Source organism: Streptomyces sp. NPDC053079 (assembly GCF_044546695.1).
Lineage (GTDB): Bacteria > Actinomycetota > Actinomycetes > Streptomycetales > Streptomycetaceae > Streptomyces.
This window is the reverse complement of the sequence record NZ_JBITZJ010000002.1, coordinates 828827-853056: the sequence shown is the minus strand read 5'-3', so window position 1 is coordinate 853056 and position 24230 is coordinate 828827. Positions and strand designations below refer to the sequence as shown.

25 protein-coding genes and 1 tRNA gene are annotated in these 24230 nt (G+C 71.7%); 7 read left to right on the top strand and 19 right to left on the bottom strand.

Annotation, left to right across the window (positions count from 1 at the left end):
• Positions 1 to 20: 20 nt before the first annotated feature.
• The 10 genes from prfA to ACIGXW_RS11115 all read right to left on the bottom strand — a co-directional run bounded on the left by prfA (position 21) and on the right by ACIGXW_RS11115 (position 12071).
• Positions 21 to 1100 carry a peptide chain release factor 1 gene (gene prfA, locus ACIGXW_RS11160; protein WP_399572121.1) on the bottom strand — a complete coding sequence of 360 codons (1080 nt, stop codon included), beginning with the start codon at positions 1098 to 1100 and terminating at the stop codon, positions 21 to 23.
• Between the two features lie 112 nt (positions 1101 to 1212).
• Positions 1213 to 1437 carry a 50S ribosomal protein L31 gene (gene rpmE, locus ACIGXW_RS11155; RefSeq protein WP_058046284.1) on the bottom strand — a complete coding sequence of 75 codons (225 nt, stop codon included), beginning with the start codon at positions 1435 to 1437 and terminating at the stop codon, positions 1213 to 1215.
• A gap of 137 nt (positions 1438 to 1574) precedes the next feature.
• The gene (locus ACIGXW_RS11150) at positions 1575 to 2693 is read right to left on the bottom strand and encodes an LCP family protein (protein ID WP_399572118.1); all 1119 of its coding nucleotides are present in this window, start codon (positions 2691 to 2693) and stop codon (positions 1575 to 1577) included.
• A 324-nt stretch (positions 2694 to 3017) separates the two neighbouring features.
• Positions 3018 to 5114, bottom strand: coding sequence for a transcription termination factor Rho (gene rho, locus ACIGXW_RS11145; RefSeq protein ID WP_399572114.1), 2097 nt, complete (start codon positions 5112 to 5114; stop codon positions 3018 to 3020).
• Between the two features lie 414 nt (positions 5115 to 5528).
• Positions 5529 to 6443 (bottom strand): homoserine kinase, encoded by a 915-nt coding sequence (gene thrB, locus ACIGXW_RS11140; protein ID WP_071964405.1) that lies wholly within the window; start codon positions 6441 to 6443, stop codon positions 5529 to 5531.
• Positions 6444 to 6773: 330 nt separating this feature from the next.
• Positions 6774 to 7856 carry a threonine synthase gene (thrC, locus tag ACIGXW_RS11135; protein WP_071964406.1) on the bottom strand — a complete coding sequence of 361 codons (1083 nt, stop codon included), beginning with the start codon at positions 7854 to 7856 and terminating at the stop codon, positions 6774 to 6776.
• A gap of 44 nt (positions 7857 to 7900) precedes the next feature.
• Complete coding sequence (locus tag ACIGXW_RS11130; RefSeq protein ID WP_071964407.1) at positions 7901 to 9193, bottom strand: homoserine dehydrogenase; 1293 nt, start codon at positions 9191 to 9193, stop codon at positions 7901 to 7903.
• 104 nt (positions 9194 to 9297) lie between these two features.
• A complete protein-coding gene (gene lysA / locus ACIGXW_RS11125) occupies positions 9298 to 10689 on the bottom strand; it encodes a diaminopimelate decarboxylase (RefSeq protein ID WP_360907003.1) in 1392 nt (463 codons plus the stop codon).
• Positions 10690 to 10704: 15 nt separating this feature from the next.
• Entirely contained in the window at positions 10705 to 11526 is an 822-nt protein-coding gene (gene nrtL / locus ACIGXW_RS11120) for an ArgS-related anticodon-binding protein NrtL (RefSeq protein WP_399572110.1), read from the bottom strand.
• 44 nt (positions 11527 to 11570) lie between these two features.
• Entirely contained in the window at positions 11571 to 12071 is a 501-nt protein-coding gene (locus tag ACIGXW_RS11115; protein ID WP_399572107.1) for a PleD family two-component system response regulator, read from the bottom strand.
• A 106-nt stretch (positions 12072 to 12177) separates the two neighbouring features.
• Between ACIGXW_RS11115 and ACIGXW_RS11110 the strand changes: the two genes are divergently transcribed.
• Positions 12178 to 12249, top strand: a tRNA-Arg gene (locus ACIGXW_RS11110).
• Positions 12250 to 12428: 179 nt separating this feature from the next.
• On the opposite strand, the gene ACIGXW_RS11105 is transcribed toward ACIGXW_RS11110, so the two are convergent.
• The 3 genes from ACIGXW_RS11105 to ACIGXW_RS11095 all read right to left on the bottom strand — a co-directional run bounded on the left by ACIGXW_RS11105 (position 12429) and on the right by ACIGXW_RS11095 (position 13778).
• Positions 12429 to 12611: a hypothetical protein gene (locus ACIGXW_RS11105; RefSeq protein ID WP_071964412.1), complete on the bottom strand. Its 183-nt coding sequence runs from the start codon at positions 12609 to 12611 to the stop codon at positions 12429 to 12431.
• A 169-nt stretch (positions 12612 to 12780) separates the two neighbouring features.
• On the bottom strand, positions 12781 to 13368 hold the full coding sequence (locus tag ACIGXW_RS11100; protein WP_399572105.1) for a DUF6875 domain-containing protein: 588 nt from the start codon (positions 13366 to 13368) through the stop codon (positions 12781 to 12783).
• 104 nt (positions 13369 to 13472) lie between these two features.
• On the bottom strand, positions 13473 to 13778 hold the full coding sequence (locus ACIGXW_RS11095; RefSeq protein ID WP_071964414.1) for a helix-turn-helix transcriptional regulator: 306 nt from the start codon (positions 13776 to 13778) through the stop codon (positions 13473 to 13475).
• A gap of 208 nt (positions 13779 to 13986) precedes the next feature.
• On the opposite strand from ACIGXW_RS11095, the gene ACIGXW_RS11090 reads away from it, so the two are divergent.
• Both ACIGXW_RS11090 and ACIGXW_RS11085 read left to right on the top strand, forming a co-directional pair.
• The gene (locus ACIGXW_RS11090) at positions 13987 to 15102 is read left to right on the top strand and encodes a LuxR C-terminal-related transcriptional regulator (protein ID WP_399572102.1); all 1116 of its coding nucleotides are present in this window, start codon (positions 13987 to 13989) and stop codon (positions 15100 to 15102) included.
• A gap of 94 nt (positions 15103 to 15196) precedes the next feature.
• Entirely contained in the window at positions 15197 to 15802 is a 606-nt protein-coding gene (locus tag ACIGXW_RS11085; RefSeq protein ID WP_399572100.1) for a hypothetical protein, read from the top strand.
• Here the strand turns inward: ACIGXW_RS11085 and ACIGXW_RS11080 are convergent.
• Positions 15762 to 16592 (bottom strand): polysaccharide deacetylase family protein, encoded by an 831-nt coding sequence (locus ACIGXW_RS11080; protein WP_399572097.1) that lies wholly within the window; start codon positions 16590 to 16592, stop codon positions 15762 to 15764. The two genes, ACIGXW_RS11085 and ACIGXW_RS11080, sit on opposite strands and share 41 nt — an antisense overlap.
• 151 nt (positions 16593 to 16743) lie before the next feature.
• Complete coding sequence (locus tag ACIGXW_RS11075) at positions 16744 to 17853, bottom strand: ferritin-like domain-containing protein (protein WP_399572094.1); 1110 nt, start codon at positions 17851 to 17853, stop codon at positions 16744 to 16746.
• Positions 17854 to 18031: 178 nt separating this feature from the next.
• On the opposite strand from ACIGXW_RS11075, the gene ACIGXW_RS11070 reads away from it, so the two are divergent.
• The 4 genes from ACIGXW_RS11070 (at position 18032) to ACIGXW_RS11055 (ending at position 21382) form a co-directional block, all read left to right on the top strand.
• Positions 18032 to 18967, top strand: coding sequence for a diiron oxygenase (locus ACIGXW_RS11070; RefSeq protein ID WP_399572091.1), 936 nt, complete (start codon positions 18032 to 18034; stop codon positions 18965 to 18967).
• 26 nt (positions 18968 to 18993) lie between these two features.
• Positions 18994 to 19767, top strand: coding sequence for a TetR/AcrR family transcriptional regulator (locus tag ACIGXW_RS11065; RefSeq protein WP_071964418.1), 774 nt, complete (start codon positions 18994 to 18996; stop codon positions 19765 to 19767).
• Between the two features lie 38 nt (positions 19768 to 19805).
• Complete coding sequence (locus tag ACIGXW_RS11060) at positions 19806 to 20096, top strand: hypothetical protein (RefSeq protein ID WP_399572089.1); 291 nt, start codon at positions 19806 to 19808, stop codon at positions 20094 to 20096.
• Positions 20097 to 20236: 140 nt separating this feature from the next.
• On the top strand, positions 20237 to 21382 hold the full coding sequence (locus tag ACIGXW_RS11055) for an NlpC/P60 family protein (protein WP_399572086.1): 1146 nt from the start codon (positions 20237 to 20239) through the stop codon (positions 21380 to 21382).
• Between the two features lie 22 nt (positions 21383 to 21404).
• Here the strand turns inward: ACIGXW_RS11055 and ACIGXW_RS11050 are convergent, their stop codons facing one another.
• From ACIGXW_RS11050 to ACIGXW_RS11035, 4 genes are read right to left on the bottom strand one after another with little or no spacing between them, the layout of a single operon-like run.
• Entirely contained in the window at positions 21405 to 22661 is a 1257-nt protein-coding gene (locus ACIGXW_RS11050) for a styrene monooxygenase/indole monooxygenase family protein (RefSeq protein WP_399572084.1), read from the bottom strand.
• A 25-nt stretch (positions 22662 to 22686) separates the two neighbouring features.
• Complete coding sequence (locus tag ACIGXW_RS11045; RefSeq protein WP_399572517.1) at positions 22687 to 23241, bottom strand: GTP-binding protein; 555 nt, start codon at positions 23239 to 23241, stop codon at positions 22687 to 22689.
• Between the two features lie 55 nt (positions 23242 to 23296).
• Positions 23297 to 23719: a DUF742 domain-containing protein gene (locus ACIGXW_RS11040; RefSeq protein WP_399572081.1), complete on the bottom strand. Its 423-nt coding sequence runs from the start codon at positions 23717 to 23719 to the stop codon at positions 23297 to 23299.
• Positions 23716 to 24225: a roadblock/LC7 domain-containing protein gene (locus ACIGXW_RS11035; RefSeq protein ID WP_071964442.1), complete on the bottom strand. Its 510-nt coding sequence runs from the start codon at positions 24223 to 24225 to the stop codon at positions 23716 to 23718. The genes ACIGXW_RS11040 and ACIGXW_RS11035 overlap by 4 nt, the downstream gene beginning before the upstream one ends.
• Positions 24226 to 24230 lie beyond the last annotated feature (5 nt).

Here is a 24230-nt window from a genome sequence, read left to right as displayed (position 1 = left end):
AGCCGGCACCGCCGGCACCGTCAGCCCGCGGCAGCGAGCTTCGCCGCCGAGTCGGCGTCCACGCACGCCTGGATCACGGGATCCAGCTCGCCGTCGAGCACCTGGTCCAAGTTGTACGCCTTGAAGCCGACGCGGTGGTCCGAGATGCGGTTTTCCGGGAAGTTGTAGGTCCGGATCTTCTCGGAGCGGTCGACGGTGCGGACCTGGCTGCGCCGGGCGTCCGAGGCCTCCTGCTCCGCCGCCTCCTGGGCCGCGGCGAGCAGCCGCGAGCGCAGGATGCGCAGGGCCTGCTCCTTGTTCTGGAGCTGGCTCTTCTCGTTCTGGCAGGAGGCGACGACGCCGGTGGGCAGGTGGGTGATGCGCACCGCGGAGTCGGTGGTGTTCACGGACTGGCCGCCGGGGCCGGAGGAGCGGTAGACGTCGATCCGCAGGTCGTTCATGTTGATCTCGACGTCGATCTCCTCGGCCTCGGGCGTGACGAGCACGCCGGCGGCGGAGGTGTGGATGCGGCCCTGGGACTCGGTGGCGGGCACGCGCTGGACGCGGTGGACGCCGCCCTCGTACTTCAGCCGGGCCCAGACGCCCTGGCCGGGCTCGGTGGCGCCGTTGCCGCCCTTGGTCTTCACCGCGACCTGGACGTCCTTGTAGCCGCCGAGCTCGGACTCGGTGGTGTCGATGATCTCGGTCTTCCAGCCCACGCGCTCCGCGTAGCGCAGGTACATGCGCAGCAGGTCGCCGGCGAACAGCGCCGACTCGTCGCCGCCCGCGCCCGCCTTGATCTCGAGGATGACGTCCTTGTCGTCGCTGGGGTCACGGGGCACCAGCAGCAGGCGCAGCTTCTCGGTGAGCTCCTCGCGCTGCTTCTCCAGCTCCTTGACCTCGGCCGCGAAGTCGGGGTCGTCGGCCGCGAACTCGCGCGCGGTCTCGATGTCGTCCGCGGTCTGCTTCCAGGAGCGGTAGGTCCCGACGATCGGGGTCAGCTCGGCATAGCGCTTGTTGAGCTTGCGGGCGTTGGCCTGGTCCGCGTGCACGGCGGGGTCGGCGAGCCGCTTCTCGAGGTCGGCGTGCTCACCGATCAGTTCCTCGACTGCCTCGAACATCGAATTTCCCTAGCTGCTGGAAGTGACGGCCCCGCGGGCCTGCTGGACGACAAAGCGCCGGTCCGGTCGCCCAGCCGAAACTGGGCGACCGAGGACCGGCGCCTGCGGGTCGCTACTTCTTGGCCGACCCGGCGGCCTTGCCGAAGCGGGCCTCGAACCGCGCCACACGGCCACCGGTGTCGAGGATCTTCTGCTTGCCCGTGTAGAACGGGTGGCACTCGGAGCACACGTCGGCGCGGATGGTGCCGTCGGCAACGGTGCTACGCGTGGTGAACGAGGCGCCACAGGTGCAGCTGACCTGCGTCTCGACGTACTCCGGGTGGATGTCGCGCTTCAAGGGGTTCTCCTAGGTTCGGGAGGGCTCCGGGTCGTAGAGGCGGGATTGCCTTACGTGAACCGGGGCCGACGTACCAGTCTGCCAGTCCTGGCCGTATCCCCCAAAACGGGGGGTGGCGGCCGGTTATTCCCGCAGGTCTACCGCACGACCCCGTCGGCGTCGGTCTTGGTGCCGGCGCCGTCCTTGAGCGCGGATTCGGGGATCTGCTGGTCGGCGCGGAGTGCCGTCCAGATCTCCTGGGCCTGGGTGACGAGCGGGACGACCCGGTTGGGGTCCCGGGGGTCGTCCGTCACGGGCAGCGTGACCATGTGCATGTCGTCGGAGCCGATGCCCTTCAGCCCGTTGGAGAAGCTGTAGAGCTTGTCGACGGAGGCCAGCTCGCGGTCGGTGGTGAGCGCCTTGGTGGCGGTGTCGGCGATTCCGTAGAGCTTGGTGGGGCTGGTGAAGACCCCGACGGACTTGATCTGGTCGAGCAGGGCCTTGATGAAGGCCTGCTGGAGCTTGATGCGGCCCAGGTCGCTGCCGTCGCCGACGCCCTTGCGGGTGCGGACGAGGCCGAGGGACTGCTCGCCGTTGAGCTTGTGGGTGCCGGCGTCGAGGCTGAGGTGGCTGTCCTTGTCGCGGATGGCCTTGGTGGTGGTGACCTCCACCCCGCCCAGCTTGTCGATCAGCTTCTGGAAGCCGGCGAAGTCGACCTCCAGATAGTGGTCCATGCGGATGTTGGTCATCGCCTCGACGGTCTTGACCGCGCAGGCGGCGCCGCCGAGGGAGTACGCCTCGTTGAACTGCCCGCGCTTGACCGCCGGGGCCTTCTTGCCGCTGGGCGTGGTGCACTCGGGCCGGGCGACGATGGTGTCGCGCGGGATCGAGACGACGCTGGCCTTCTTGTGACCCGCGTAGACGTGGACGATCATCGCCGTGTCGGAGCGGGAGCTGCCCTCGTCCCGGCCGTACTTGCCGTTGTCGCCGGCGCGCGAGTCGGAGCCGAGGACGAGGATGTCCTGGGAGCCGTTGTCGACGTTGTCGGGGCGGTTCTTGCCCAGGGCCGCGTTGATGTCGACGCTGTTGAGGTTGCCGTTGAGCTTGAAGTACACAAACCCCGCGCCCGCGCCGCCGAGCACGACCAGGGCCGCGGCGCTCCAGGCGGCTATTCGACGGCCCTTGCGGCGCACCGGGGGCTTGCGACGGCGACCGCGCTTACCGCCGGCACGGCGGCGGCGCGAACCCGCCGTCGTACTCCTGCTGTCGTCAGCCATGGGCTCCTCAGTCCTTCGCTGTGTCTTTCCGGCTACCCCCTGCTGCCCAGACGGGTGAGCTTGCGACAGGGTTGCACAGCGGAATCTGAGGACCGTCTTAGAAAGTGGCTGGCCGCGGGGGTGTCCGCGGGGCCGTCGCGCCCCGCGCCACCTGCGATTTCGGCCAAATGGCCGTCTTTGATTCCGGCCGCCGGCGGGCCCGGTCGCTGTGGCGCATCTCTCAAAAGGTCACAGGAAGATCACGATGTGGTGGCCGGCGGGGGGCGACAAGACGAAACCTCCCCGCCACGAGTGTGACGGGGAGGTTCGCGGAGCGGATGCGGATCAGTCGTTGCCGTTGGACGGCGTGGTCTTGGCGATCTGCATCAGGAACTCGGCGTTGGACTTCGTCTGCTTCATCTTGTCGAGAAGCAGCTCGATGGCCTGCTGCGAGTCGAGCGCGTGCAGCACCCGGCGGAGCTTCCAGACGATCGCCAGCTCCTCGCCACCCAGGAGGATCTCCTCCTTGCGGGTGCCGGACGGGTCGACGTCCACGGCCGGGAAGATGCGCTTGTCGGCGAGCTTCCGGTCGAGCTTGAGCTCCATGTTGCCGGTGCCCTTGAACTCCTCGAAGATCACCTCGTCCATGCGCGAGCCGGTCTCGACCAGCGCGGTGGCCAGGATGGTCAGCGAGCCGCCGTCCTCGATGTTGCGCGCGGCACCGAAGAACTTCTTCGGCGGGTAGAGCGCGGTCGAGTCGACACCACCGGACAGGATGCGGCCCGAGGCCGGGGCGGCCAGGTTGTAGGCGCGGCCCAGACGGGTGATCGAGTCCAGCAGGACGACCACGTCGTGGCCCAGCTCCACCAGGCGCTTGGCGCGCTCGATGGCCAGCTCGGCGACGGTGGTGTGGTCCTCGGCCGGGCGGTCGAAGGTCGAGGAGATGACCTCGCCCTTGACCGACCGCTGCATGTCGGTGACCTCTTCCGGACGCTCGTCGACCAGGACGACCATCAGGTGGCACTCGGGGTTGTTGGTGGTGATCGCGTTGGCGATCGCCTGCATGATCATGGTCTTACCGGTCTTCGGCGGGGCCACGATCAGACCGCGCTGGCCCTTGCCGATGGGGGCGACCAGATCGATGATCCGGGTCGTCAGCACGCCCGGGTCCGTCTCCAACCGCAGGCGGTCCTGCGGGTAGAGCGGGGTGAGCTTGCCGAACTCGGGGCGGCCGCGCCCGGTTTCGGGCGCCATGCCGTTCACCGAGTCGAGGCGGACGAGGGCGTTGAACTTCTCGCGCCGCTCGCCGTCCTTCGGCTGACGGACCGCACCGGTGACGTGGTCACCCTTGCGCAGGCCGTTCTTGCGGACCTGGGCGAGGGAGACGTAGACGTCGTTCGGGCCCGGGAGGTAGCCGGAGGTCCGGATGAAGGCGTAGTTGTCGAGGATGTCCAGGATGCCCGCGACGGGGATCAGGACGTCGTCCTCGGCGAGCTGCGGCTCGTTCGCGCCGAACTCGTCGCGGCCACGACGGCCACGGCGGTCGCGGTAGCGGCCGCGGCGGCCACGGCGGCCACCTTCGAAGTCGTCCTCGTCCTGCGGGCCGCCCTGCGGACCGCGGTCGCCGCGCTGCTGGCGGTCCCCGCGCTGCTGCTGGCCGGCGTCGCCGTCGCGGTTGCCACGACGGTCACGGTCGCGCTCACGCTGACCGCGCTCGGCACGCTCACCGCGCTCGGCACGGTCACCGCGCTCGGCACGGTCACCGCGCTCGGCACGGTCGCCCCGCTCCGCACGCTCACCGCGCTCGCGACGCTCGCCCTTCTGGCCGCGCTCGCCGCGGTCCTGGCGCTCGGCGCCCTTGGCGGCCTTGCCCTCGGCGGTGTCCGCCGCGGCCTCGGCCTTCGCCTCGGTGCGCTCCTCGGTACGGGTCTCGGTACGAGCGGCCTCGGCGGCCGGCTCGGGGCTGCCCGCGGCGGCGGTGGCGCGCCGACGGCGGCGCTCACCGGCCGGGGCCTCGTCGCTGCTCGGCTGGCCCGGGATCTCGATCTGCTGCTGGGCAGCCTTCTCGGCGGGCTTCTCGGCGGCGGCCTCACCCGTACGGGCCCTGGAGGTCGCACGACGCTTGGGCTTGGTCTCGGCGGTCTCCGAGGCCGCCGGGGCCTGGTCGGCCTTGGCGGGCGCGGCGGAGGAGCCGGCCTGCCTCTCCTTGATGACCTCGATCAGCTGGCCTTTGCGCATCCGCGCGGTGCCCTTGATGCCGAGGCCGGAAGCGAGCTGCTGGAGCTCGGCCAGGACCATGGCGTCGAGGCCCGTGCCCGAGCGGCGCCGCTTGGGGGCGGTGGCAGCACCGGTGGCAGGCGCGGCGGGAGCGTCCGTGGCGGGCGCGGAGGCATTGCCGGCGGCGCCGGCGTTCACGCCCATCAGATCGGTGGTGTCGCTCACGAAGGGGTCCTTCCCTGGAGCGGGCGTCGGCCTGTCTGGCTCGGCGACCGGTTGTGCTGTCCGGCTGCGGTCCTGATGTTCGGACCGGGCCGGGGCGGTGGTCCGCCGCGTTACGGCGGAAGAATCAGTGCATTGGTGCCGGCGTGAAGAATGAGGGAAGGGCACGACATAACGCTTCACTCATGTCGCCCACGCCGATTCCGGAGCGTGCTCGAATCTGCTCAGGCAGGCTGCTCAGGCAGTTTGGGAGGCTCCCGGAAGAAAAGCGGTCCCTGATCGGGACACAGTGCACCGAGCCGATGTGGCTTCGAGTGCAGACTTGAGGTTAACACTACCGGATCCCACAAACATTCCCCCTCTCCAAGACCGGCAACCGCGTTTTTCGTGGGCCCGGGCTCCCCCGGGCGCCACTGGTCAGGCGAGCGGCAGCACGCTCGTCCCCCCGGCGTCGAGGGCCAGCCGGTTGGCCGCCCACCCCTCGCCCGCCAGCCGTGCGACCTTCTCGGCCGCACCGTTCTCGACCAGTGCGAGCACCGTGGGGCCCGCACCGGAGATGACCGCAGGGACGCCGTCCGCCCGCAGTCGGTTGACCAGGGCCACGCTCTCCGGCATCGCCGGGGCGCGGTATTCCTGGTGGAGCCGGTCCTCGGTGGCCGGCAGCAGCAGCTCGGGGCGCCTGGTCAGGGCCTCGACGAGCAGCGCCGCGCGCCCGGCGTTGGCGGCCGCGTCCACATGGGGGACGCTGCGCGGCAACAGCCCGCGCGCGGTCTCGGTCAGTACGGGTCTGGACGGCACGAAGACCACCGGAACGATGGAATCCGCTGGGTCCATCCGAATGGCCCGGGCGACGCCCGACTCCATCCAGGCGAGGGTGAATCCGCCGAGCAGACAGGCGGCGACGTTGTCGGGGTGGCCCTCGATCTCGGTGGCCAGCTCGAGCATGGCCGCCTCGTCGAGTCTGTCGGCCCCGCCTATGGTCACCGCGCGGGCGGCGACGATGCCCGCGCAGATCGCGGCGGAGGAGGAGCCCAGGCCCCGCCCGTGCGGAATGCGGTTGGCGCAGACGACCTCCAGGCCGCGCGGCTGGCCGCCGAGCAGGTCGAAGGTGGTGCGCAGGGACCGTACGAGGAGATGACTCTCGTCGCGCGGGAGGGTGTCGGCGCCCTCCCCGGCGATGTCGATGTGCAACCCGGATTCCGCCACCCGGACCACGACATCGTCGTAGAGCCCCAGGGACAGGCCGAGGGCGTCGAAGCCGGGACCGAGATTTGCGCTGGTGGCAGGGGTGCGCACTCGGACGGCGGCGGCGCGGAAAGCGGGACCGGCCATCGCTCGATGACTCTCCTTGGTGTGGCCTTGGTAGGGCGTGCGACATCCACAAGGGCCGCGACGGCGATGCCGCGTGGGGGCGGCACGGTCAGCGACGGGGCGGAGTGAGCACAGCCTATCGAAGGAAGGTTCAGTGGCGACATAGGGCGCACAGGAGGCGCACGATGCGTGTCGCACTATTACCTGTGCTTCTGTCGGCTTTCGCCGGGTTGCGGGCGGGCCGCCGCCGCGGTTGTGGGCAATCGTTCCGCAGGGCTGGGGGCACCTCCCAGCGGTAGCTGGGGGAGGGTGGGCACAACTCACCCACCCGTCCGCACCCGCGCGACGACCTCAGACAAGCCCAAGCTGCTGCGCAGCCGCACCCGCATCCACCGGCACGGTAATCGGCTGCGGCGCACCGGCCACCGCCCAGTCCGGGTCCTTGAGCCCGTTCCCGGTGACCGTGCAGACGATCCGCTGCCCCGGGTCGACGAGCCCCTGCTCGGCGGCCTTGAGCAGGCCGGCGACGCTGGCGGCCGAGGCGGGCTCGACGAAGACGCCCTCCTGGGAGGCCAACAGCCGGTAGGCGGCCAGGATCTGTCGGTCGGTCACCTCGTCGATGAGGCCGCCCGACTCGTCCCGCGCCTGCTCGGCGAACTGCCAGGAGGCGGGGTTGCCGATGCGGATCGCCGTGGCGATGGTGTGCGGGTCCTTCACCGGCGTGCCGCGCACGATCGGCGCGGAACCGGAGGCCTGGAAGCCCCACATCCGGGGGAGGTGCGTGGAGATCGCGTCGGCCGCGTACTCCCGGTAGCCCTTCCAGTAGGCGGTGATGTTGCCCGCGTTGCCCACCGGCAGGACGTGGATGTCGGGCGCGTCGCCGAGCGCGTCCACGATCTCGAACGCCGCGGTCTTCTGGCCCTCGATACGGACCGGGTTGACCGAATTGACCAGCGCGACCGGGTAGTTGTCGGACAGCGCGCGGGCCAGGTCCAGACAGTCGTCGAAGTTGCCGTCGACCTGGAGGATGCGCGCGCCGTGGACGAGGGCCTGGCCCATCTTGCCGAGCGCGATCTTGCCCTGCGGCACCAGGACGGCGCAGACCATGCCCGCCCGTACGGCATAGGCCGCGGCGGAGGCGGAGGTGTTGCCCGTGGAGGCGCAGATGACCGCCCGCGCCCCCTCCTCCTTGGCCCGGGTGATGGCCATGGTCATGCCGCGGTCCTTGAAGGACCCGGTGGGGTTGGCGCCCTCGACCTTGAGGTACACCTCGCAGCCCGTGCGCTCGGAGAGCACCTGCGCCCGCACCAGCGGGGTACCGCCCTCGCCCAGGGTGACGACCGGCGTGTCGGCGGTGACCGGAAGGCGGTCGCGGTATTCCTCGATGATGCCGCGCCACTGGTGGGTGCCGGGGCGGCTGTTGTTGGCAGACATTGCTTTCGTAATCCCCTCAGATCCCCTTGGATCCTGTATTCGCCTTACTCGCCCTCGACCCGCATGATGCTCGCGACGCCGCGGACCGTCTCCAGCGCCCGCAGCGCCTCGACCGTCGCCGTCAGGGCGGCGTCGGCGGCCCGGTGCGTGACCACGACCAGGGAGGCCTCGCCGTCCTTGCCCTTCTGGCGGACCGTGTCGATGGAGACGCCGTGCTCGGCGAAGACCGTGGCGACCTGGGCCAGGACGCCCGGCTTGTCGGCCACGTCGAGGCTGATGTGATAGCGCGTCACCACATCGCCCATCGGGCTCACCGGCAGCCGCGTGTAAGCGGATTCGCCGGGGCCGGTGGACTCGGCGAGCTTGTTGCGGCAGACCGCGACGATGTCGCCGAGGACCGCGGAGGCGGTCGGCGCCCCGCCCGCGCCGGGCCCGTAGAACATCAGCTGACCGGCCGCCTCGGCCTCGATGAAGACCGCGTTGTACGCCTCGCGGACCGAGGCCAGCGGGTGGCTGAGCGGAATCATCGCCGGGTGCACCCGGGCGGTGACGGACCGGCCGTCGGCGGCCCGCTCGCAGATGGCGAGGAGCTTGATGGTGCAGCCCATTTGCTTCGCGGAAGCGAAGTCGGCTGCGGTGACCTCGGTCATGCCCTCGCGATAGACGTCGTCGAGGCGCACCCGGGTGTGGAAGGCGATGCCGGCCAGGATGGCGGCCTTCGCGGCGGCGTCGAAGCCCTCGACGTCGGCGGTCGGGTCGGCCTCGGCGTAGCCGAGCGCGGTGGCCTCGTCGAGCGCCTCGGAGTAGCCGGCACCGCTCGAGTCCATCTTGTCGAGGATGAAGTTGGTGGTGCCGTTGACGATACCCAGCACGCGGTTGACCTTGTCGCCGGCGAGGGACTCGCGCAGCGGCCGCACCAGCGGGATCGCGCCGGCCACCGCGGCCTCGTAGTAGAGGTCCGCGCCGTGCTGCTCGGCGGCGGCGTGCAGGGCGGCGCCGTCCTGGGCGAGCAGCGCCTTGTTGGCCGAGACGACGCTGGCGCCGTGCTCGAAGGCCGTGGTGATCAGGGAGCGGGCGGGCTCGATGCCGCCGATGACCTCGACGACCACGTCGATGTCGCCGCGTTTGACCAGGGCGGTCGCATCGGTGGTGATGAGCTCGGCGGGCACCCCCTCACGCACCCGGTCGGGGCGGCGCACGGCGATGCCGACGAGCTCGACGGGCGCCCCGACGCGCTGCGCGAGGTCCTCCGCGTGCGTCGTCATGATGCGCGTCACCTCAGAGCCGACGACTCCACAGCCCAGCAGCGCCACCTTCAGCGGACGCGTACGCATCATCCGACCTCGTTTCTCATGCATCTTCGGTAGGTACCAGTCTCACTCACCGGACGGGGGATTCCTCCCCCGGTCCAGTATCCGAGATCTCGATCTCGTCGTTCCGGTCAGCCGACGTCGAGACGGAGAAGGTCTTCTTCCGTCTCCCGTCGGACGATCACGCGTGCCGCGCCGTCCCGCACGGCGACGACCGGGGGCCGCAGTGCGTGGTTGTAGTTGCTCGCCATCGACCGGCAGTAGGCGCCGGTGGCCGGGACGGCGAGCAGGTCGCCGGGCGCGAGGTCGGCGGGCAGGAAGGCGTCGCGTACGACGATGTCACCGGACTCGCAGTGCTTGCCGACGACACGCGTGAGCATCGGCTCGGCGGTGGAGGTGCGGGAGGCCAGCGCGACGGAGTACTCGGCGTCGTACAGCGCGGTACGGATGTTGTCGGACATGCCGCCGTCGACGCTGACGTAGGTCCGCAGGCCCGGCAGTTCCTTGAGGGTGCCCACCTCGTAGAGCGTGAAGGCGGTCGGGCCGACGATCGCGCGGCCGGGCTCGACGGAGATCCGCGGCACGGCGAGTCCGGCGACCGCGCATTCGCGGGTGACGATGTCGCGCAGGGCGGCGGCGATCTCGCGCGGCTCGCGCGGGTCGTCGTCGGGCGTGTACGCGATGCCGAGCCCGCCGCCCAGGTCGATTTCGGGCAGCTCGATGCCGTGCTCGTCGCGGACCTCGGCGAGCAGCTTGACGACGCGGTGGGCCGCGACCTCGAAGCCGGACGTGTCGAAGATCTGCGAACCGATGTGGGAGTGGATGCCGATGAGCTCCAGCCCGTCGAGCTTCAGCGCCCGCCGCACGGCCTCGGCCGCCTGTCCGCCGGCGAGCGGAAGGCCGAACTTCTGGTCCTCGTGGGCGGTGGCGATGAACTCGTGGGTGTGCGCCTCGACGCCGACGGTCACCCGGATCTGTACGCGCTGGCGCTTGCCGAGCCGCTCGGCGATGTGCGCGACGCGCACGATCTCCTGGAAGGAGTCGAGGACGATCCGCCCGACGCCGGCCTCGACGGCGCGGGTGATCTCCTCGGTGGACTTGTTGTTGCCGTGCAGGGCGATGCGCTCGGCGGGCATGCCGGCGTCGAGGGCGGTGGCCAGCTCGCCGGCCGAGCAGACGTCGAGGTTGAGGCCCTCCTCGTGCAGCCAGCGCACGATGGCCCGGGAGAGGAAGGCCTTGCCCGCGTAGAAGACGTCGGCGTCGGGCCCGAAGGCGTCGCGCCAGGCGCGGCAGCGCGCGCGGAAGTCGTCCTCGTCGAGGAAGTAGGCCGGCGTCCCGAACTCCTCGGCGAGCTGCTTGACGCCGATCCCGCCGACGGTGACGACGCCCTCGGCGTCGCGGTCGACGGTACGGGACCACACGCGCGCGTCGAGCGCGTTGAGGTCGGCGGGCGGCGCGGTGTAGTGACCCTCGGGAAGGACGTCGGCGTAACGGGGCCCGGCGGGGTGGGCGGAGCGGCTCATGGTGGCGATCCCCTTTTACAGATGTGCGGGTGCGGTGATGCCGAGCTGGTGCAGGCCGTCAGCGAGCACCTTGCCCGTGGCCTCGGCGAGGGCCAGGCGGGCGCGGTGGACGACCGAGGGTTTCTCGTCCCCGCGGGGCAGCACGGGACAGTCGGCCTGCCACCGCAGATAGGCGTCGGCGGTCCGCTCGAGGTGCCGGGCGAGCCGCTCGGGGGCGCGCGTGGAGCTGACGCGGGCGTGGTCGGCGAGCGCGGCGAGGAGGGGGCCGGCGCACTCGTCGGCGCACTCGCCGCCGGCGTCGGCCGTGAAGCCCAGGTCACGGGCGTTGCGGACGAGGGCGTGGGTACGGGCGTGGGCGTAGCGGACCCGGAAGAGGGGGTTGCTCTCGCGCTGGACGAGCAGCAGGTCCCGGTCGAGACCGGGCGGGCAGAGCAGGCTCCAGCGGGCGGCGTCGGACCCGAGCCTCTCCACGAGCGCCGGGCCGGGCCGCAGGTCGTAGGGCTCGCCCCGCAGTGTGCCGCCCAGCACCTCCGCCACGATCCGGCCGCCGACGGCGCCCTCGACCGTGATGTTGAGGAACCCGGGTTCGGCGATGTCGACGCGGGCGATGCCCGGCTCGGCGGCCAGCCGGCGGCGCAGCACCTCGGCGATCTCCCGGGCGGGGCGTCCGCTCTCCTTGGCGAGCCGGAGGGCGACGTTGGTGGCGTAGTCCCCGCATCCCGGGCGGGGCGGCACCCGCAGGCTGACCCGCGCCGGCACGGTGGCGCGCAGCTCGTCGGCCTCGACGGCGCGGCGCACGGTGTGCAACACGGTGCGGGAGAGATCGGCGGGGGTCACAGGGCAAGCCTAGGGGAGAAGGGGGCCCGCTCCGCGAACAGGTTTCACCCAGCGGGACGGACGACCGGCCCGGCCTCCCCGGGCGCCATGGCTTCCGGCACCCCTTCCTCCCCTTCTCCCCCATGGCGGCGCATGAGCCGCCGTACGAGCCGGACCATCTCCGAGGGCTCGAAGGGCTTGGCCAAAAACGCGTCCACTCCGACGGTCCACCCGCTCTCCGCCTCCGGCTGGGTGCAGGCGCTGATGATCGCGATCGGTATGTCCCGCGTCCGCGCGTCGGCCCGCAGCCGGGCGGCCGTGCGCAGTCCGTCGAGCCGGGGCATGACGACGTCGAGGGTCACCAGGTCGGGCCGTACCCGGTGCACGATCTCCAGGCACTCGGCACCATCGGCCGCGGTCACGACCTCGAAGCCTTCGAGCTCGAGGTTGACCCTGATCAACTGCCGGATGACCTTGTTGTCGTCCACAACAAGGACCCGGCCGGACAAGCCAGGCACAACCCGAGAGTAGGCGCGCCCCCCTTCCCGCGTCCGGCTTTTCCCCACTTCCACCCCACCCGGGCGACCACCGGCCAGTTTTCGATCACCGTTGCCGCACACCCCCCGGGAGCTGGTAATGTTCTTTCCGTCGCCGCGAACGAGCGGATGACACGCCCCCGTAGCTCAGGGGATAGAGCAACGGCCTCCGGAGCCGTGTGCGCAGGTTCGAATCCTGCCGGGGGCACTTCATTGGAAGTGCCGGAAGACCCCGCCGCCAGCAGAAATGCTGGAGGCGGGGTCTTTTGCGTATGCGGATCTTCGCGGGTGCGGCGGGGCGAGGGCGTGCGGGCGCATGGTGGGGCCCCGGCCGTCGATTGGGGGGTTCGACGGCCGGGGCCTCGGGTGGGCGGCTGTGGGGGGAGGTCAGCCGCCCCAGCTGCTGTCGGGGTTGCCCGGGCGGTGGGGCGCCGGGGCGGCCACGACGTGCTGGGAAACCGCGCTCGCCTGGGTGGTCCCGGCGGTTGCCGCCTCGTGGCCGGGGGTGACGGCCACGGCGAGGAGGGCCGCGGCGACGGCGGCGGTGACCAGGGCGGCGATGCGCTTCATGGGGTCCTCTTGTATCGCGGGGTGTGGAGGTGCGCCGGTCGCGGCCGGCAGAACCACTATGCGGGGGCATGCGACCCGGCGGCCAGTGATCACGTATGTCACCAAACTGCCGTGCACGAAAGGGAATGGGGGATAAAGCATCCCCAAGTAGGGCATCAGGGGTGATTGGTTACGCCGCGGTGGCGGCTACGCCCGGGCCCGCCTCGCGGAAGAGCCGGTAGAGCTCCGGCTGGTCGGCGAGGAAGATCCGGTCGTGCGGGGTGGAGTGTCGCAGGACGAGGGCCGGCCAGGGCGACCGGGCGATCGGCACGGTGGCGTTGCGCACGCTCCTGTCGTCGTTCTCCGGGAAGAACTCGCCGGTCGTCAGGCCCTGGGCGAGCAGGAGCGGCTTCACCCGGCGGCGCACCTCGGTCAGCACCCGGTCCGGCACGGCCAGCGCGGTGTAGACCACGATGCGGCAGCTGAGCAGCGCCTCCGCCGGCTCCAGGCGGCCGGCCTCCTCGGCGAACTCCCGGGCGGCGCGCTTCAGATGGGTCGTCAGATCGGCGGCGCTCAGGCCGGGCAGGGGGCATTCGAGGAGTTCGACGCGCTCCTCACGCAGCGCCTTGGGCATGTAGGGGCACAGTGTGCCGGGGCGGCCGAGGGCGGGTACGGGGCTGCCCAGTTCGTCGCGGGCCCAGCGGGCGGTGTCCGCCGCCCAGGCAGGGGCCTTCGGGTCGGCCAGGACCCGGGAGGCGTTCAGGGCGAGGGGGATCACCGAGCGGCCTCGGTGAACGGACGGCATGGACCACGGAGCATTCGGTCCCTCTCTCGAGACGGTGGATACGAGAGAGTTTTCTGCCCCCGCAGGCGCCCCTCAAGTCACGTGATGTCGGGACCCGTACGCGGCGGCCAGGCGGCCAGGCGCGGCATCGAGGCCAGCGGCGACGCCGCCGGCGGCGCGGCCGGGTGGGGACGGCCGAAGGAGGCGGCGAGGAGGGCGAGCTGGGTGCGGTTGCGGATGCCGGTCTTGCCGCGGATACGACGCAGGTAGGTGTCGACGGTGTGGGCGCTCACCCCCATGCGGCGGGCGATGGCGGCGTAGGTGTGGCCGTCCGCGAGGTGGCCCAGCACCTCCAGTTCCCGCTCGGAGAGCACCGCCAGAGCCTGCGGTATCCCTTGACTCATCCTGTCTTCCTGTCTTCCTCGAGGGGCACGGGCGCCTTCAGTTGACCGCTATTACGGGCATTCGTCGTTAAGATCCGCACAGTGGTCCGGGTGCGGGGCGTCCCGTGGTGGGGGGCCTGGCCAGCAGGGGACAGCTTGCCGGATTCCCGGCCGTACCACCACGCATGGAACGGATCACCAAGCTGTCTGGCAGCAAGGCGAGCAGGGAATGAGTATGAACATATGCGACGATCGCGCCTCTGACACCTCATCGACAGCCCACGGCCCGGCCCCTCTCGGCGAGAACGAGACCGCCGTCTACGGCTGGGTGCTCGACCACCACAGCGCCGATCCGCTGCGCGCAGCCTCCGACCTGGGGCTCAGCCCCGACGATACCCGGGCGGCACTCGAGAAACTGACGGCCCTTCGGCTGGTGATCCCCGAGGCCCCGGCCGGCCGGACGGCAGGGGCCACGACCGGCCCGCACGCCCGGGCCCGGGCCGTCGACCCCGACGCGGTCGTCACCGCGCTGACCGCTCCGCTGCAGGAGTCGATCCACCAGGACCAGTTGCGTCTGCAGCGCGTGCGCGACGACTTCGAGCGGCTGCGGGAGCGCTTCCTGCGCGGCCGCGCCGAGGCCTCCCCCGGCGCCCTGGAGGTCATCCCCAGCCTGGAGGAGGTGCGGGCCGCCCTCAACCGGGCCTCCGCCGAGTGCCGTACGGAGATGACGACCGTCCAGCCGGGCGGCACCCGCGACCCGGAGGCCATGACCGAGGCCCTCGCCCGTGACACCGCGCTGCTGGAGCGCGGCATCCGCATCCGTACGCTCTACCACCACACCGCCCGGTTCAACGGGCCCAGCCAGGCCTACGTGGCCGCGGCCTCGGCGCTGGGGGCGGAGTACCGCACCGCGCACGAGCTGTTCGGGCGGATCATCATCTTCGACCGCGAGCTGGCGTTCATCCCCGACCGCCTCGGCACCTGGGGCGCCGTTGCCATCCGGGAGCCGTCCGTCGTCGCCTACCTCTGCGAGATCTTCGAGCAGACCTGGACCCATGCCACGCCGTTCTCGGAGGCCGGCCAGGACGGGCTCGAACGCGTCGCCAAGGAGGTGGACCTGACGATCGTGCGGCTGCTGGCGGCCGGTCTGAAGGACGAGTCGATCGCCCGCAGGCTGGGCATGTCGCTGCGCACGACGCGCCGCCACATCGCGGACATCATGGAGACCCTCGGCGCGGAGAGCCGCTTCCAGGCCGGCATCCTGGCCGCCCGTGCGGGCCTGACCGGGGGCGACGAAGCGGAGCAGAAGGGTCCGGCGGGCGCCCGGGGGACGGCCGATGCGTGAAGGGCCCGTCACGGGACCGTGAATTCGTGACTGGCACCCCCGGCCCGGGCCGGGGAGGATCCTCCCAGGTGTGCCGACCGGCCGGAGGGGGCCCATGCACAACGCCGACGTCACGGGCGGGGACATCCGCACGTACGCCGGGGACATCGCGCTGGCCCTGTCGGTGCACCGGGGGCACAGCGCCGCCCTGGTGTGGCCGGAGACCGAGCCGGCCGGCCTCCTCGACGGCCTCGCCGCGCGGGCCGCGGCCCGGATCGCCGCGGCGGCCGCGCCGGCCCGGGGCGAGCCGGTCCCCGCGGGCCCGGAAGCCGAACCGCTGGCCGGCTCTCTGGGCGGCGCGCTCGAACGCCCCGTGACCGCCTTCTACGCCTGCGCCCCGCCCGGCCCGCCGGGACGGCGGATCACGGCCGACGGCGATCTGCTGATCGTCCCGGTCGACCGTGGCTGCGACTGCGGCGTCCAGCCGCCGGGGCGCCCGGACCCCTTGCGCATGCGGCTGCACAAGGGCGAAGTCCTCTACGTACCGCGGGGCTTCCGCCTCACCGTCTCGGGCCGGCAGTGCGCCGCGCCGCTGCTGGCCCTCGCCTTTCCTCCTCTCGCCGCCCCGGAGGCCGGAACGCCTGATGCCGGATGGCCGGGCGCGCGGCCCGGGGCGCTGCTCAGATCTTCGGGAAGTCGAATCCGTACCCCTGCTCCTTGAGCCAGGTGATGCAGCGCGCCAGGGCCTCGACGCTCTGGCTGCGCTCCCCTCCCCCGTCGTGGAGCAGGATGATGGGGCCGTTGCCGATCTCGCGCTTGACCGTTTCGACGATGCGCTCCACGCCCGGCCGCTGCCAGTCGTGGGTGTCGATGCTCCAGCCCAGCGGCCGCATGCCGTTGTCGGCCGCGACCTGGCGGCTGTACGGGGTGAACGCGCCGCCGGGCGCGCGGTAGTAGCGCACCTTCACGCCGCCGCCCGCCACGTCCTCGATCATCTTCTTCGCGTCGAGGACCTGTTGCTTCTGGTACTCCTCGGACCTCTTGTCCATCGCGGTGTTGTGGTCGACCGAGTGGTCGCAGAGGCGGTGTCCCTCGGCGACGACCTGCTTGACGAGCTTGGGATAGGCCTTGGCCGGCGGCCCGATCATGCAGAACGTGGCCTTGATCCCGTGCTGCTTGAGTATGGCCAGCGTCTGGGGGGTCCACCTCGGGTCGGGGCCGTCGTCGATGGTCAGGGCCACGCTCTTGCCGCCGCGCTCGGTCTCGTGCGCGAGCTCCGCCGAGACGGGCCCGGACGGGCCGGGGTCGGGGTCCGGCCCCCGGCTCGACGGCGGCGCGCCCGTCCGCCCTTTGTCGTCGGGGCCCGGCAGCACCGGCCCCTGGGTGAACGGATCCTTGCCGCCGGAGTCCTCCGTGGCCACCGCCACGGTCCCCGATATCACTCCGGCCAGTGCCAGTACCCCTCCTGCTGCGATCGCGATGTGCCGCCTCTGGGCAGTCAGTCGAGCCATGGACTTCCCACACCCCCTCGCGCACCGGTGTTGCTCCCTGCCCGCGTAGACGGCCGCCTATCGCACGACGTTCCGCAACGCGCCATTGCTCACAGAATTCAGACAGGACAGGCACCGGGTCCATGTAAAGTCCCCGATTAGCGCACTACTGTTACGCTTCCGCGACCGTTTCCCCGATCACCTCGGCGATCTCGGCCTTGCGGGCGGCTTCCTCTTCGGCGAATCGACGGGCGTCGAGCTCCTCGGCGATCTCCTCGTCCTGGGCCATGAGTTGATCGAGATTCGCATCCCCCATCTCGAATACCCCCATGTCAGCGTAGGCCCGCTGGAGCCTTTCGCCCCACAGGCCGATATCCCTCACGCACGGCACGATCCTGCTGAAGAGCAACTTCCGGAAAATCTGGAGGTATGCGGAACGCTCGCTCAGCTCCTCGGCCTCGGCGGCCGGGATGCCGAACCCGGCCAGCACCTCCTCGCCGCGCAGCCGGTCACGCATCAGATAGCAGCCCTCGATCACAAACTCCTCGCGCTCGCGGAGTTCGGCGTCCGAAAGTTGCTTGTAGTAGTCCCTCAACGCCATCCGGCCGAAAGCGACATGGCGCGCCTCGTCCTGCATCACATAGGCGAGGATCTGTTTCGGAAGAGGTTTTTGGGTCGAATCACGCAGCATTCCGAAGGCGGCCAGGGCAAGTCCCTCGATCAACACCTGCATGCCCAGATAGGGCATGTCCCAGCGGGAGTCGCGCAGGGTGTCGTCCAAGAGCGACTGAAGGTTGGGGTTGACCGGGTAGAGCATTCCGATCTTCTCGTGCAGGAATCGGCTGTAGATTTCCACGTGCCGGGCCTCGTCCATGGCCTGGGTGGCGGAGTAGAACTTCGCGTCCAGATCGGGCACGGACTCCACGATGCGGCTCGCGCAGACCAGGGCGCCCTGTTCGCCGTGCAGGAACTGGCTGAACTGCCAGGAGGCGTAGTGCCGGCGCAGCTCGCGCTTGTCGGCCTCGCTCATCTTGGTCCAGTAGGGGGTGCCGTAGACGACGAGGTTCTCGTCGGGCACGCCGAGGGGGTCGTAGGGGTCGACCTCCTGGTCCCAGTCGATGCGCTTGGCGGAGTCCCACTGCTTGTCCTTGCCCTTCTGGTAGAGGGCGAGGAGCCGTTCACGGCCGTCGTCGTAGTCCCAGCCGAAGCGGGCGGCGCCGCTGGCCGGCACCTCCCAGACGGTGCCGTCGGGGGCCTGAGTGTAGAGCTCATGGGTCGTCATGGACCTCTCCTGTCCCTTGCCGACGTACATGCACGGGTGATTGGCAGGCTCACACGGACGTTCACCGGGGGTCAATCACCCGTACGGGGTCGGATGCCGCAGCCCTTGACGGGTCTTGTTGACAAGCGGTCTCATAAGAACTTACCCCGGGTAACTCGAACATGAGGTGGAATCGGCCATGACGACCGCGCCTGATGGGCACCCGCTCCGGCTCCAGGACGCGCTCGGCCCGCTCAAGGACCGTGAGCGCGTCGCCGAGCGGTTGCTCGACTCCTCGGCGAAGCACTCCTTCGACCCCGACGCCGAACTCGACTGGGACGCGCCCCCCGAGCCAGGCAAGTGGTACTGGCCGCCGGAGCTCGTCTCCCTCTACGACACCCCGATGTGGCGGCGGATGCCGCAGGAGCAGCGCATGGAGCTGGCCCGGCACGAGGCCGCCGCGCTCGCCTCCCTGGGCATCTGGTTCGAGATCATCCTGATGCAGCTGCTGGTCCGTCACATCTACGACAAGCCCGTCACCAGCGCACACGTCCGTTACGCGCTGACCGAGATAGCCGACGAGTGCCGGCACTCCACCATGTTCGCCCGCATGATCCGGCACGGCGGCGCCCCCGCCTACCCCGTGGGCCGGCTGCACCACAATCTGGCCCGCGTCCTGAAGACCGTCTCCACCACGCCGGGCTCCTTCGCCTGCACCCTCCTCGGCGAGGAGATCCTCGACCACATGCAGCGCCTGACCTTCCCCGACGACCGCGTCCAGCCCCTGGTGCGCGGCGTCACCCGCATCCACGTCGTGGAGGAGGCCCGCCATGTGCGCTACGCGCGCGAGGAGTTACGGCGCCAGATGGCCTCCAGCCCGCGCTGGGAACGGGAGCTGACGCGCGTCAGCGCGGGCGAGGCGGCCCGCGTCTTCTCGGTCGCCTTCGTCAATCCCCAGGTCTACACCGACGTCGGCCTCGACCGCCGCGAGGCCGTGGCCCAGGTCAGGGCCAGCGCCCACCGCCGCGAGGTGATGCAGACCGGCGCCCGTCGCCTCACCGACTTCCTCGACGAGATCGGGGTACTCCGGGGCGTCGGCCGGCGGCTGTGGAAGAGCTCCGGCCTGCTGGCCTGAGCCGGGGGCCGGTTACCCTGCCGTCCATGACCGGCAGCGGAACCGCCTCCTACCGCAGGCTCAGCGTCCACGAGCGCCGCGCCCAGCTGATCACCACGGCACTCGGGCTCTTCGCCCACCGCGCGCCCGAGGACGTCTCCCTCGACGACGTCGCGGCCGCCGCCCGCGTCTCCCGGCCCCTGGTCTACCGCTACTTCCCCGGCGGCAAGCCGCAGCTGTACGAGGCCGCCCTGCGCAGCGCCGCCGACGACCTCGAGCTGTGCTTCGCCGAGCCGCAGACCGGCCCCCTCGCCGGCCGGCTCGCCGCCGCGCTGGACCGCTATCTGGCCTTCGTCGACGAGCACGACGCGGGCTTCAGCGCACTGCTGCAGGGCGGCAGCGTCGCGGAGACCTCCCGTACGGGCGCCATCGTCGACGAGGTGCGCAGGGCCGCCGCCGCGCAGATCCTCAAGCACCTCGCGGTGCCCGATCCGGGGGTGCGGCTGCGCATGATGGTGCGGACGTGGATCACAGCCGTGGAGGCGGCCTCGCTGATCTGGTTGGACGAGGGGAAGCGGCCGCCGCTGGAGGAGCTGCGGGACTGGCTGGTCGACCACTTCGTGGCGCTGCTGACGGCCACGGCGGCGAGCGACCCGCAGACCGCGCGGGCGGCCCGTGCGGCGCTCGCCCTGGAGCCGGCCGAGGGGCGCGTGGGCGACCTGGCCCGCCGCGTCGCACCGGTCGTCGCGGACGCCGGACACCTGCTCCGGCCGCCCGGCACCGGCGTCGCGGCGCCCCGGAGCCCCGTCCACGGCACCTGATACCGCGGGACGGGCGGGGCTGACGGACACTGGGCACCGTGAGAAGCGAAGAGACGCCCTTCGAGGGCGGGCCACTGGACGGGCGCGTGCTGCCCGTGCTCGTGGGCCACAACGGCCTGCCCCCCAAGGTGTACGAGGTCCCGGTGCCGCCGCTGGAGGACGGCGGGGCGCCGACCGTGCTCGTCTACCGGCGGGTCCCGGCGGCCCTGACGCGCCGGCTCGGGCTTCCCAAGGGATGGAAGTACGTCTACGACCCCGAGGGGAAGGCCGGGGCCGGCCGGCTCCGGTGGCCCTGGACCCGCCCGTCTCGCGGCCCCCAGGAGCACTAGCCGCCACACGGGTGACGGCCGGTCAACCGAAGAGTGCAGCACATTGGGCGGTTTCACCCACAGCGCCCCTGTTAGTCATACTGCGCGTGGCACGATCCTCCGCAAGGGCCCGATCACGGCCCGCTACCGGAGGTGAACCTGTGTCAGGACGGTTCGTGCGCATGGTCTGCACGGCGGCGCTGCTGGCGGGCACCATGCTCGCCGTGCCCGCGCCGTTGGCGGGCGCGGCGCCCGCAGGCCCGCCCGACCGCTCGGTCAGCGCCCTGCTGGACCGGCTCCGGATGCTCTACCGGAAGGCCGAGGAGGCCACCGAGACCTACAACGCCACCGAGGAGAAGCTCAAGGAGAAGCGGGCCGAGGCCGACCGGCTCAACGAGGACCTGGCCGAGGCCCGGCTCGCGCTGACCGGCAGCCGCAACGACGCGGGCCGGCTCGCCCGCGAGCAGTACCGCGGTGCCGGGGGCAGCCCCCTGTCCCCGTATGTGGAGTTCCTGCTCAGCGCCGACCCACGGCGGGCGCTGGACCGCGGCCATGAGATCACCCGCGCCGCGGGGCGCCGGGCCGGCACCGTCGACCGGCTCTCCGACGGCGAGCGCCGGGCCGCGGCCCTCGCCTCCCGGGCCCGTGAGGCGCTGGGCGCCCAGCAGACCCTCGCCGCCACCCGCAAGAAGCAGCGGGACACCGTCCGGCGCAAGCTCGCCGAGGTCGAGGGGGTGCTGGCCTCGCTGACCCCCGCCCAGCTCGCCGAGCTCCACCGGCTGGAACTGCGCGGCACCCGCGCCGCCCAGCGCAGGCTGCTCGCCTCCGGTGCGCTCGGCGGCCCCCAGGCCCCCTCCAGAGACGGCGGCAAGGCGCTGGCGTACGCCTTCCGGCAGCTCGGCAAGCCCTACGTATGGGGCGCGGCGGGGCCGGACTCCTTCGACTGCTCGGGCCTCACCTCCCAGGCCTGGGCCCACGCGGGCGACATGATCCCGCGCACCAGCCAGGAGCAGTGGAAGTCGCTGCCCAGGGTGCCCCTGAGCGAGCTGCGCCCCGGCGACCTCGTCCTGTACTTCGAGGACGCCACCCACGTGGCCCTCTACATCGGCAACGGCCTGGTCCTCCAGGCACCCAGGCCCGGCGCCCGCGTCAAGGTCTCCCCCATCGCCGCCAACCCGCTGCTCGGCGCGGTGCGGCCGGACGCGGACCTGGCCCCGATGGACTCCTACGTGCTCCCCGAGCTGCCCGACGACGCGGACGCCGGGGCGGACACCGGCTACGGATCGGCGGACGCACCGGGGTTCTAGGCGGCCGCCCCGCCCGCGGGCGTCAGCCGGCGGCCACCGCCACCTCGGCGACGTACGCCTGCGCCTTGGCCTCTTCGAAGAAGTAGTCCTCGAAGTCCGAGGGATCGTCGAAGCCGTTGGCGAAGCGGTCCGCCACCCGCTGCAGGCCGCTCGCCGCGCCGAGGAGAGCGCGCACGTGCGCGGCCTGCGGCGCCAGCATGGCGTTGGTCCACCGGGTCACGTGCCGGGCGGACGCCCAGTACCGTTCGAAGGCCGTCCGCATCCAGTCCGCGTCGAAGGGCTCCTCGCCCCGCTCCAGGATGGAGGCGAGGTAGGAGGCGGCGCACTTGGCGGCCGAGTTGGAGCCCTGGCCGGTCAGCGGGTCGTTGACGACGACGGCGTCCGCCACGCCGAGGACCAGCCCGCCCGAGGGCAGCCGGCCGACGGGATCGCGGACGGTCGGGGCGTAGCGCCCGGCCAGCGTGGCGTGGGCGTCGGTCAGCTCGACCTCGGTGGCCCGCCCGTACTCCCAGGGCACGAACCGCTCCAGCAGCTCCAGGGTGCGGGCGAGGTGTTCGCCGGGGCCGTCGATGTCGTGGAAGACGTCCAGGGGCCCGCCGGGCACGCCCTCCCAGAAGAGGATGTCCGCCCGGCCGGACGTGGTGAGGGTGGGGATGACCCAGAGCTCGCCGACGCCCGGCACGAGGTTGCAGCGGGCGGCCTCGTACTCCGGGTGCTCGGCGCGCGGGCCCAGGCCGTGGACGTAGGCGAGGGCGAGGGAGCGCTGCGGGGAGGCGTAGGGGGAACGGGCCGGGTCGCGGGCGAAGAGCGAGACCAGTTCGCCCTTGCCCGCCGCGACGAGCACCAGGTCGTAGCGGGGGGCGAGGAAGTCCAGGTCGGAGACGGCGGCGCCGTGGACGACGAGCCGGCCGCCGCGCTCGGCGAAGGCGTCCAGCCAGCCGGCCATCTTCACGCGCTGGTCGACGGACTGGGCGTAGCCGTCGAGCCGGCCGACCCAGTCGACGGGGCGCTGGACGCCGGCCACGCCGGCGACGGAGCCGGCCACCGAGATGCCGAGGCCCTCGACGCGGGGCGCGAGGCCCTCCCAGAAGTTGAGGCCCAGTTCGCGCTCGTAGCGCAGGGCCGTGCGGAACATGATCTGGGTGGACATGACCCGCCCGGAGCGGATCTCCTCGGCCGTCCGGTTGGACATGACCGTCACGTCGTAGCCCTTGGCCTGCAGGCCCAGGGCCAGCTGGAGTCCGGACTGGCCGGCCCCGACTATGAGAATCCGTCGCACGGGTGTGCTCGCCTCCGTTCGGTGTTCACGCGGGGTTGACCTCGAGGGCCCGGCCGACCAGGGTCAGCAGCGTCTCGACGACCGTGATCCGCTGCCGGGCGTCCATGGTCACGACCGGTACGTCCGGGGCGAGGGCCAGCGCCTCGCGCACCGCCTCGGGGGTGTGGCGGTGCGTGCCCTCGAAGTGGTTGACGGCCACGACGTAGGGCAGGCCGCCGCTCTCGAAGTAGTCCAGGGCCGGGAAGCAGTCGGCCAGCCGCCGGGTGTCGACCAGCACGACGGCGCCGATGGCGCCGCGCACCACGTCGTCCCACATGAACCAGAACCGCTTCTGGCCGGGGGTACCGAAGAGGTAGAGCACCAGGTCGGCTTCGAGGGTGATGCGCCCGAAGTCCATGGCGACCGTGGTCGTCGACTTCCCCGGAACGGCCGCGGGGTCGTCCACGCCCTCCCCCGCGGTCGTCATGATCGCTTCGGTGCGCAGCGGGGTGATCTCCGAGACGGAGCCGACGAAGGTGGTCTTGCCGACGCCGAAGCCCCCGGCGATGACGATCTTCGTGGCGGCGGGGGCCCGGGTCAGGTCGGTCTGCCAGCAAGGCGCCCGGTCCGCGGCGGACCCGCGGGCCGCCGCCGTGTCAGAGCCTGCGTAGTCCACTCAGCACCCTTTCGAGCAGCGCGCGGTCGGGTCGGCCGGTGGCGTGCCCGGTGCCGTAGACGCGGATCCTTCCCTGGTCGGCCAGGTCGCCGAGGAGGACCCGCACGACGCCCAGCGGCATCTTCAGCAGGGCGGCGACCTCGGCGACCGAACGCAGCCGGCGGCACAGTCCGACGATGGCGCGCACCTCGGGCAGTACGCGCGAGGCCAGCCCGCCGCCGGAGGGCGGCTCCGGCGGCGCGTCGCGCCCTTCGGCGGGCGGGGCCGCGACGAAGGTCTCCACGAGCAGGAGGTGCCCCAGGCGCGTGCACCCGCCGGTGAGCGAGTACGGGCGTACGCGCGCGGTCCTGAGCGCCGGCGCGGGGCCGACGGGCGGACACAGCCGGGGAGCTGCGGCGCTCATCTGACGGCCTCCACCGACTGACGGAGCTCGCGGCGGAGTTCGGGGGTCAGGACGTGTCCGGCCCGGCCCACGAACAGTGCCATGTGGTACGCGACGATGCCCATGTCGCAGTCGGGGGCGGTGTGGACGCCCAGCAGCGAGCCGTCGCTGATGGTCATGACGAACAGCCCGCCGCCGTCCATCGCGACCATCGTCTGCTTGACCGCGCCGCCGTCCATCAGCGTCGCCGCGCCCGTGGTCAGGCTGCCCAGCCCGGCGACGATCGTGGCGAGGTCGGCGGTGGAGCCGCGCGGCCCCTCCGACCCCGGCCCGACGGCGCCCGGGGCGCCGGGGATGCCGGGCGGCCTCGAGTGCTCCGGGGAGGACGAGAGCAGCAGCAGCCCGTCGGAGGAGACGACGGCGACGGACAGCACGCCCGGCACCTCCTCGACCAGGTCGGTCAACAGCCAGTGCAGATTGCGGGCCTCGTCGCTCAGCCCATAGGCAGTGACGCCCGTGGTGCCAATGGGGG

Bases quoted from the DNA above. Each gene is read 5' to 3' on its own strand.
- prfA (WP_399572121.1), bottom strand. From the start codon at position 1,100: ATGTTCGAGGCAGTCGAGGAACTGATCGGTGAGCACGCCGACCTCGAG.
- ACIGXW_RS11150 (WP_399572118.1), bottom strand. From the start codon at position 2,693: ATGGCTGACGACAGCAGGAGTACGACGGCGGGTTCGCGCCGCCGCCGT.
- thrB (WP_071964405.1), bottom strand. From the start codon at position 6,443: ATGGCCGGTCCCGCTTTCCGCGCCGCCGCCGTCCGAGTGCGCACCCCT.
- thrC (WP_071964406.1), bottom strand. From the start codon at position 7,856: ATGTCTGCCAACAACAGCCGCCCCGGCACCCACCAGTGGCGCGGCATC.
- ACIGXW_RS11130 (WP_071964407.1), bottom strand. From the start codon at position 9,193: ATGATGCGTACGCGTCCGCTGAAGGTGGCGCTGCTGGGCTGTGGAGTC.
- lysA (WP_360907003.1), bottom strand. From the start codon at position 10,689: ATGAGCCGCTCCGCCCACCCCGCCGGGCCCCGTTACGCCGACGTCCTT.
- ACIGXW_RS11105 (WP_071964412.1), bottom strand. From the start codon at position 12,611: ATGAAGCGCATCGCCGCCCTGGTCACCGCCGCCGTCGCCGCGGCCCTC.
- ACIGXW_RS11095 (WP_071964414.1), bottom strand. From the start codon at position 13,778: ATGAGTCAAGGGATACCGCAGGCTCTGGCGGTGCTCTCCGAGCGGGAA.
- ACIGXW_RS11090 (WP_399572102.1), top strand. From the start codon at position 13,987: ATGAGTATGAACATATGCGACGATCGCGCCTCTGACACCTCATCGACA.
- ACIGXW_RS11085 (WP_399572100.1), top strand. From the start codon at position 15,197: ATGCACAACGCCGACGTCACGGGCGGGGACATCCGCACGTACGCCGGG.
- ACIGXW_RS11080 (WP_399572097.1), bottom strand. From the start codon at position 16,592: ATGGCTCGACTGACTGCCCAGAGGCGGCACATCGCGATCGCAGCAGGA.
- ACIGXW_RS11075 (WP_399572094.1), bottom strand. From the start codon at position 17,853: ATGACGACCCATGAGCTCTACACTCAGGCCCCCGACGGCACCGTCTGG.
- ACIGXW_RS11070 (WP_399572091.1), top strand. From the start codon at position 18,032: ATGACGACCGCGCCTGATGGGCACCCGCTCCGGCTCCAGGACGCGCTC.
- ACIGXW_RS11065 (WP_071964418.1), top strand. From the start codon at position 18,994: ATGACCGGCAGCGGAACCGCCTCCTACCGCAGGCTCAGCGTCCACGAG.
- ACIGXW_RS11040 (WP_399572081.1), bottom strand. From the start codon at position 23,719: ATGAGCGCCGCAGCTCCCCGGCTGTGTCCGCCCGTCGGCCCCGCGCCG.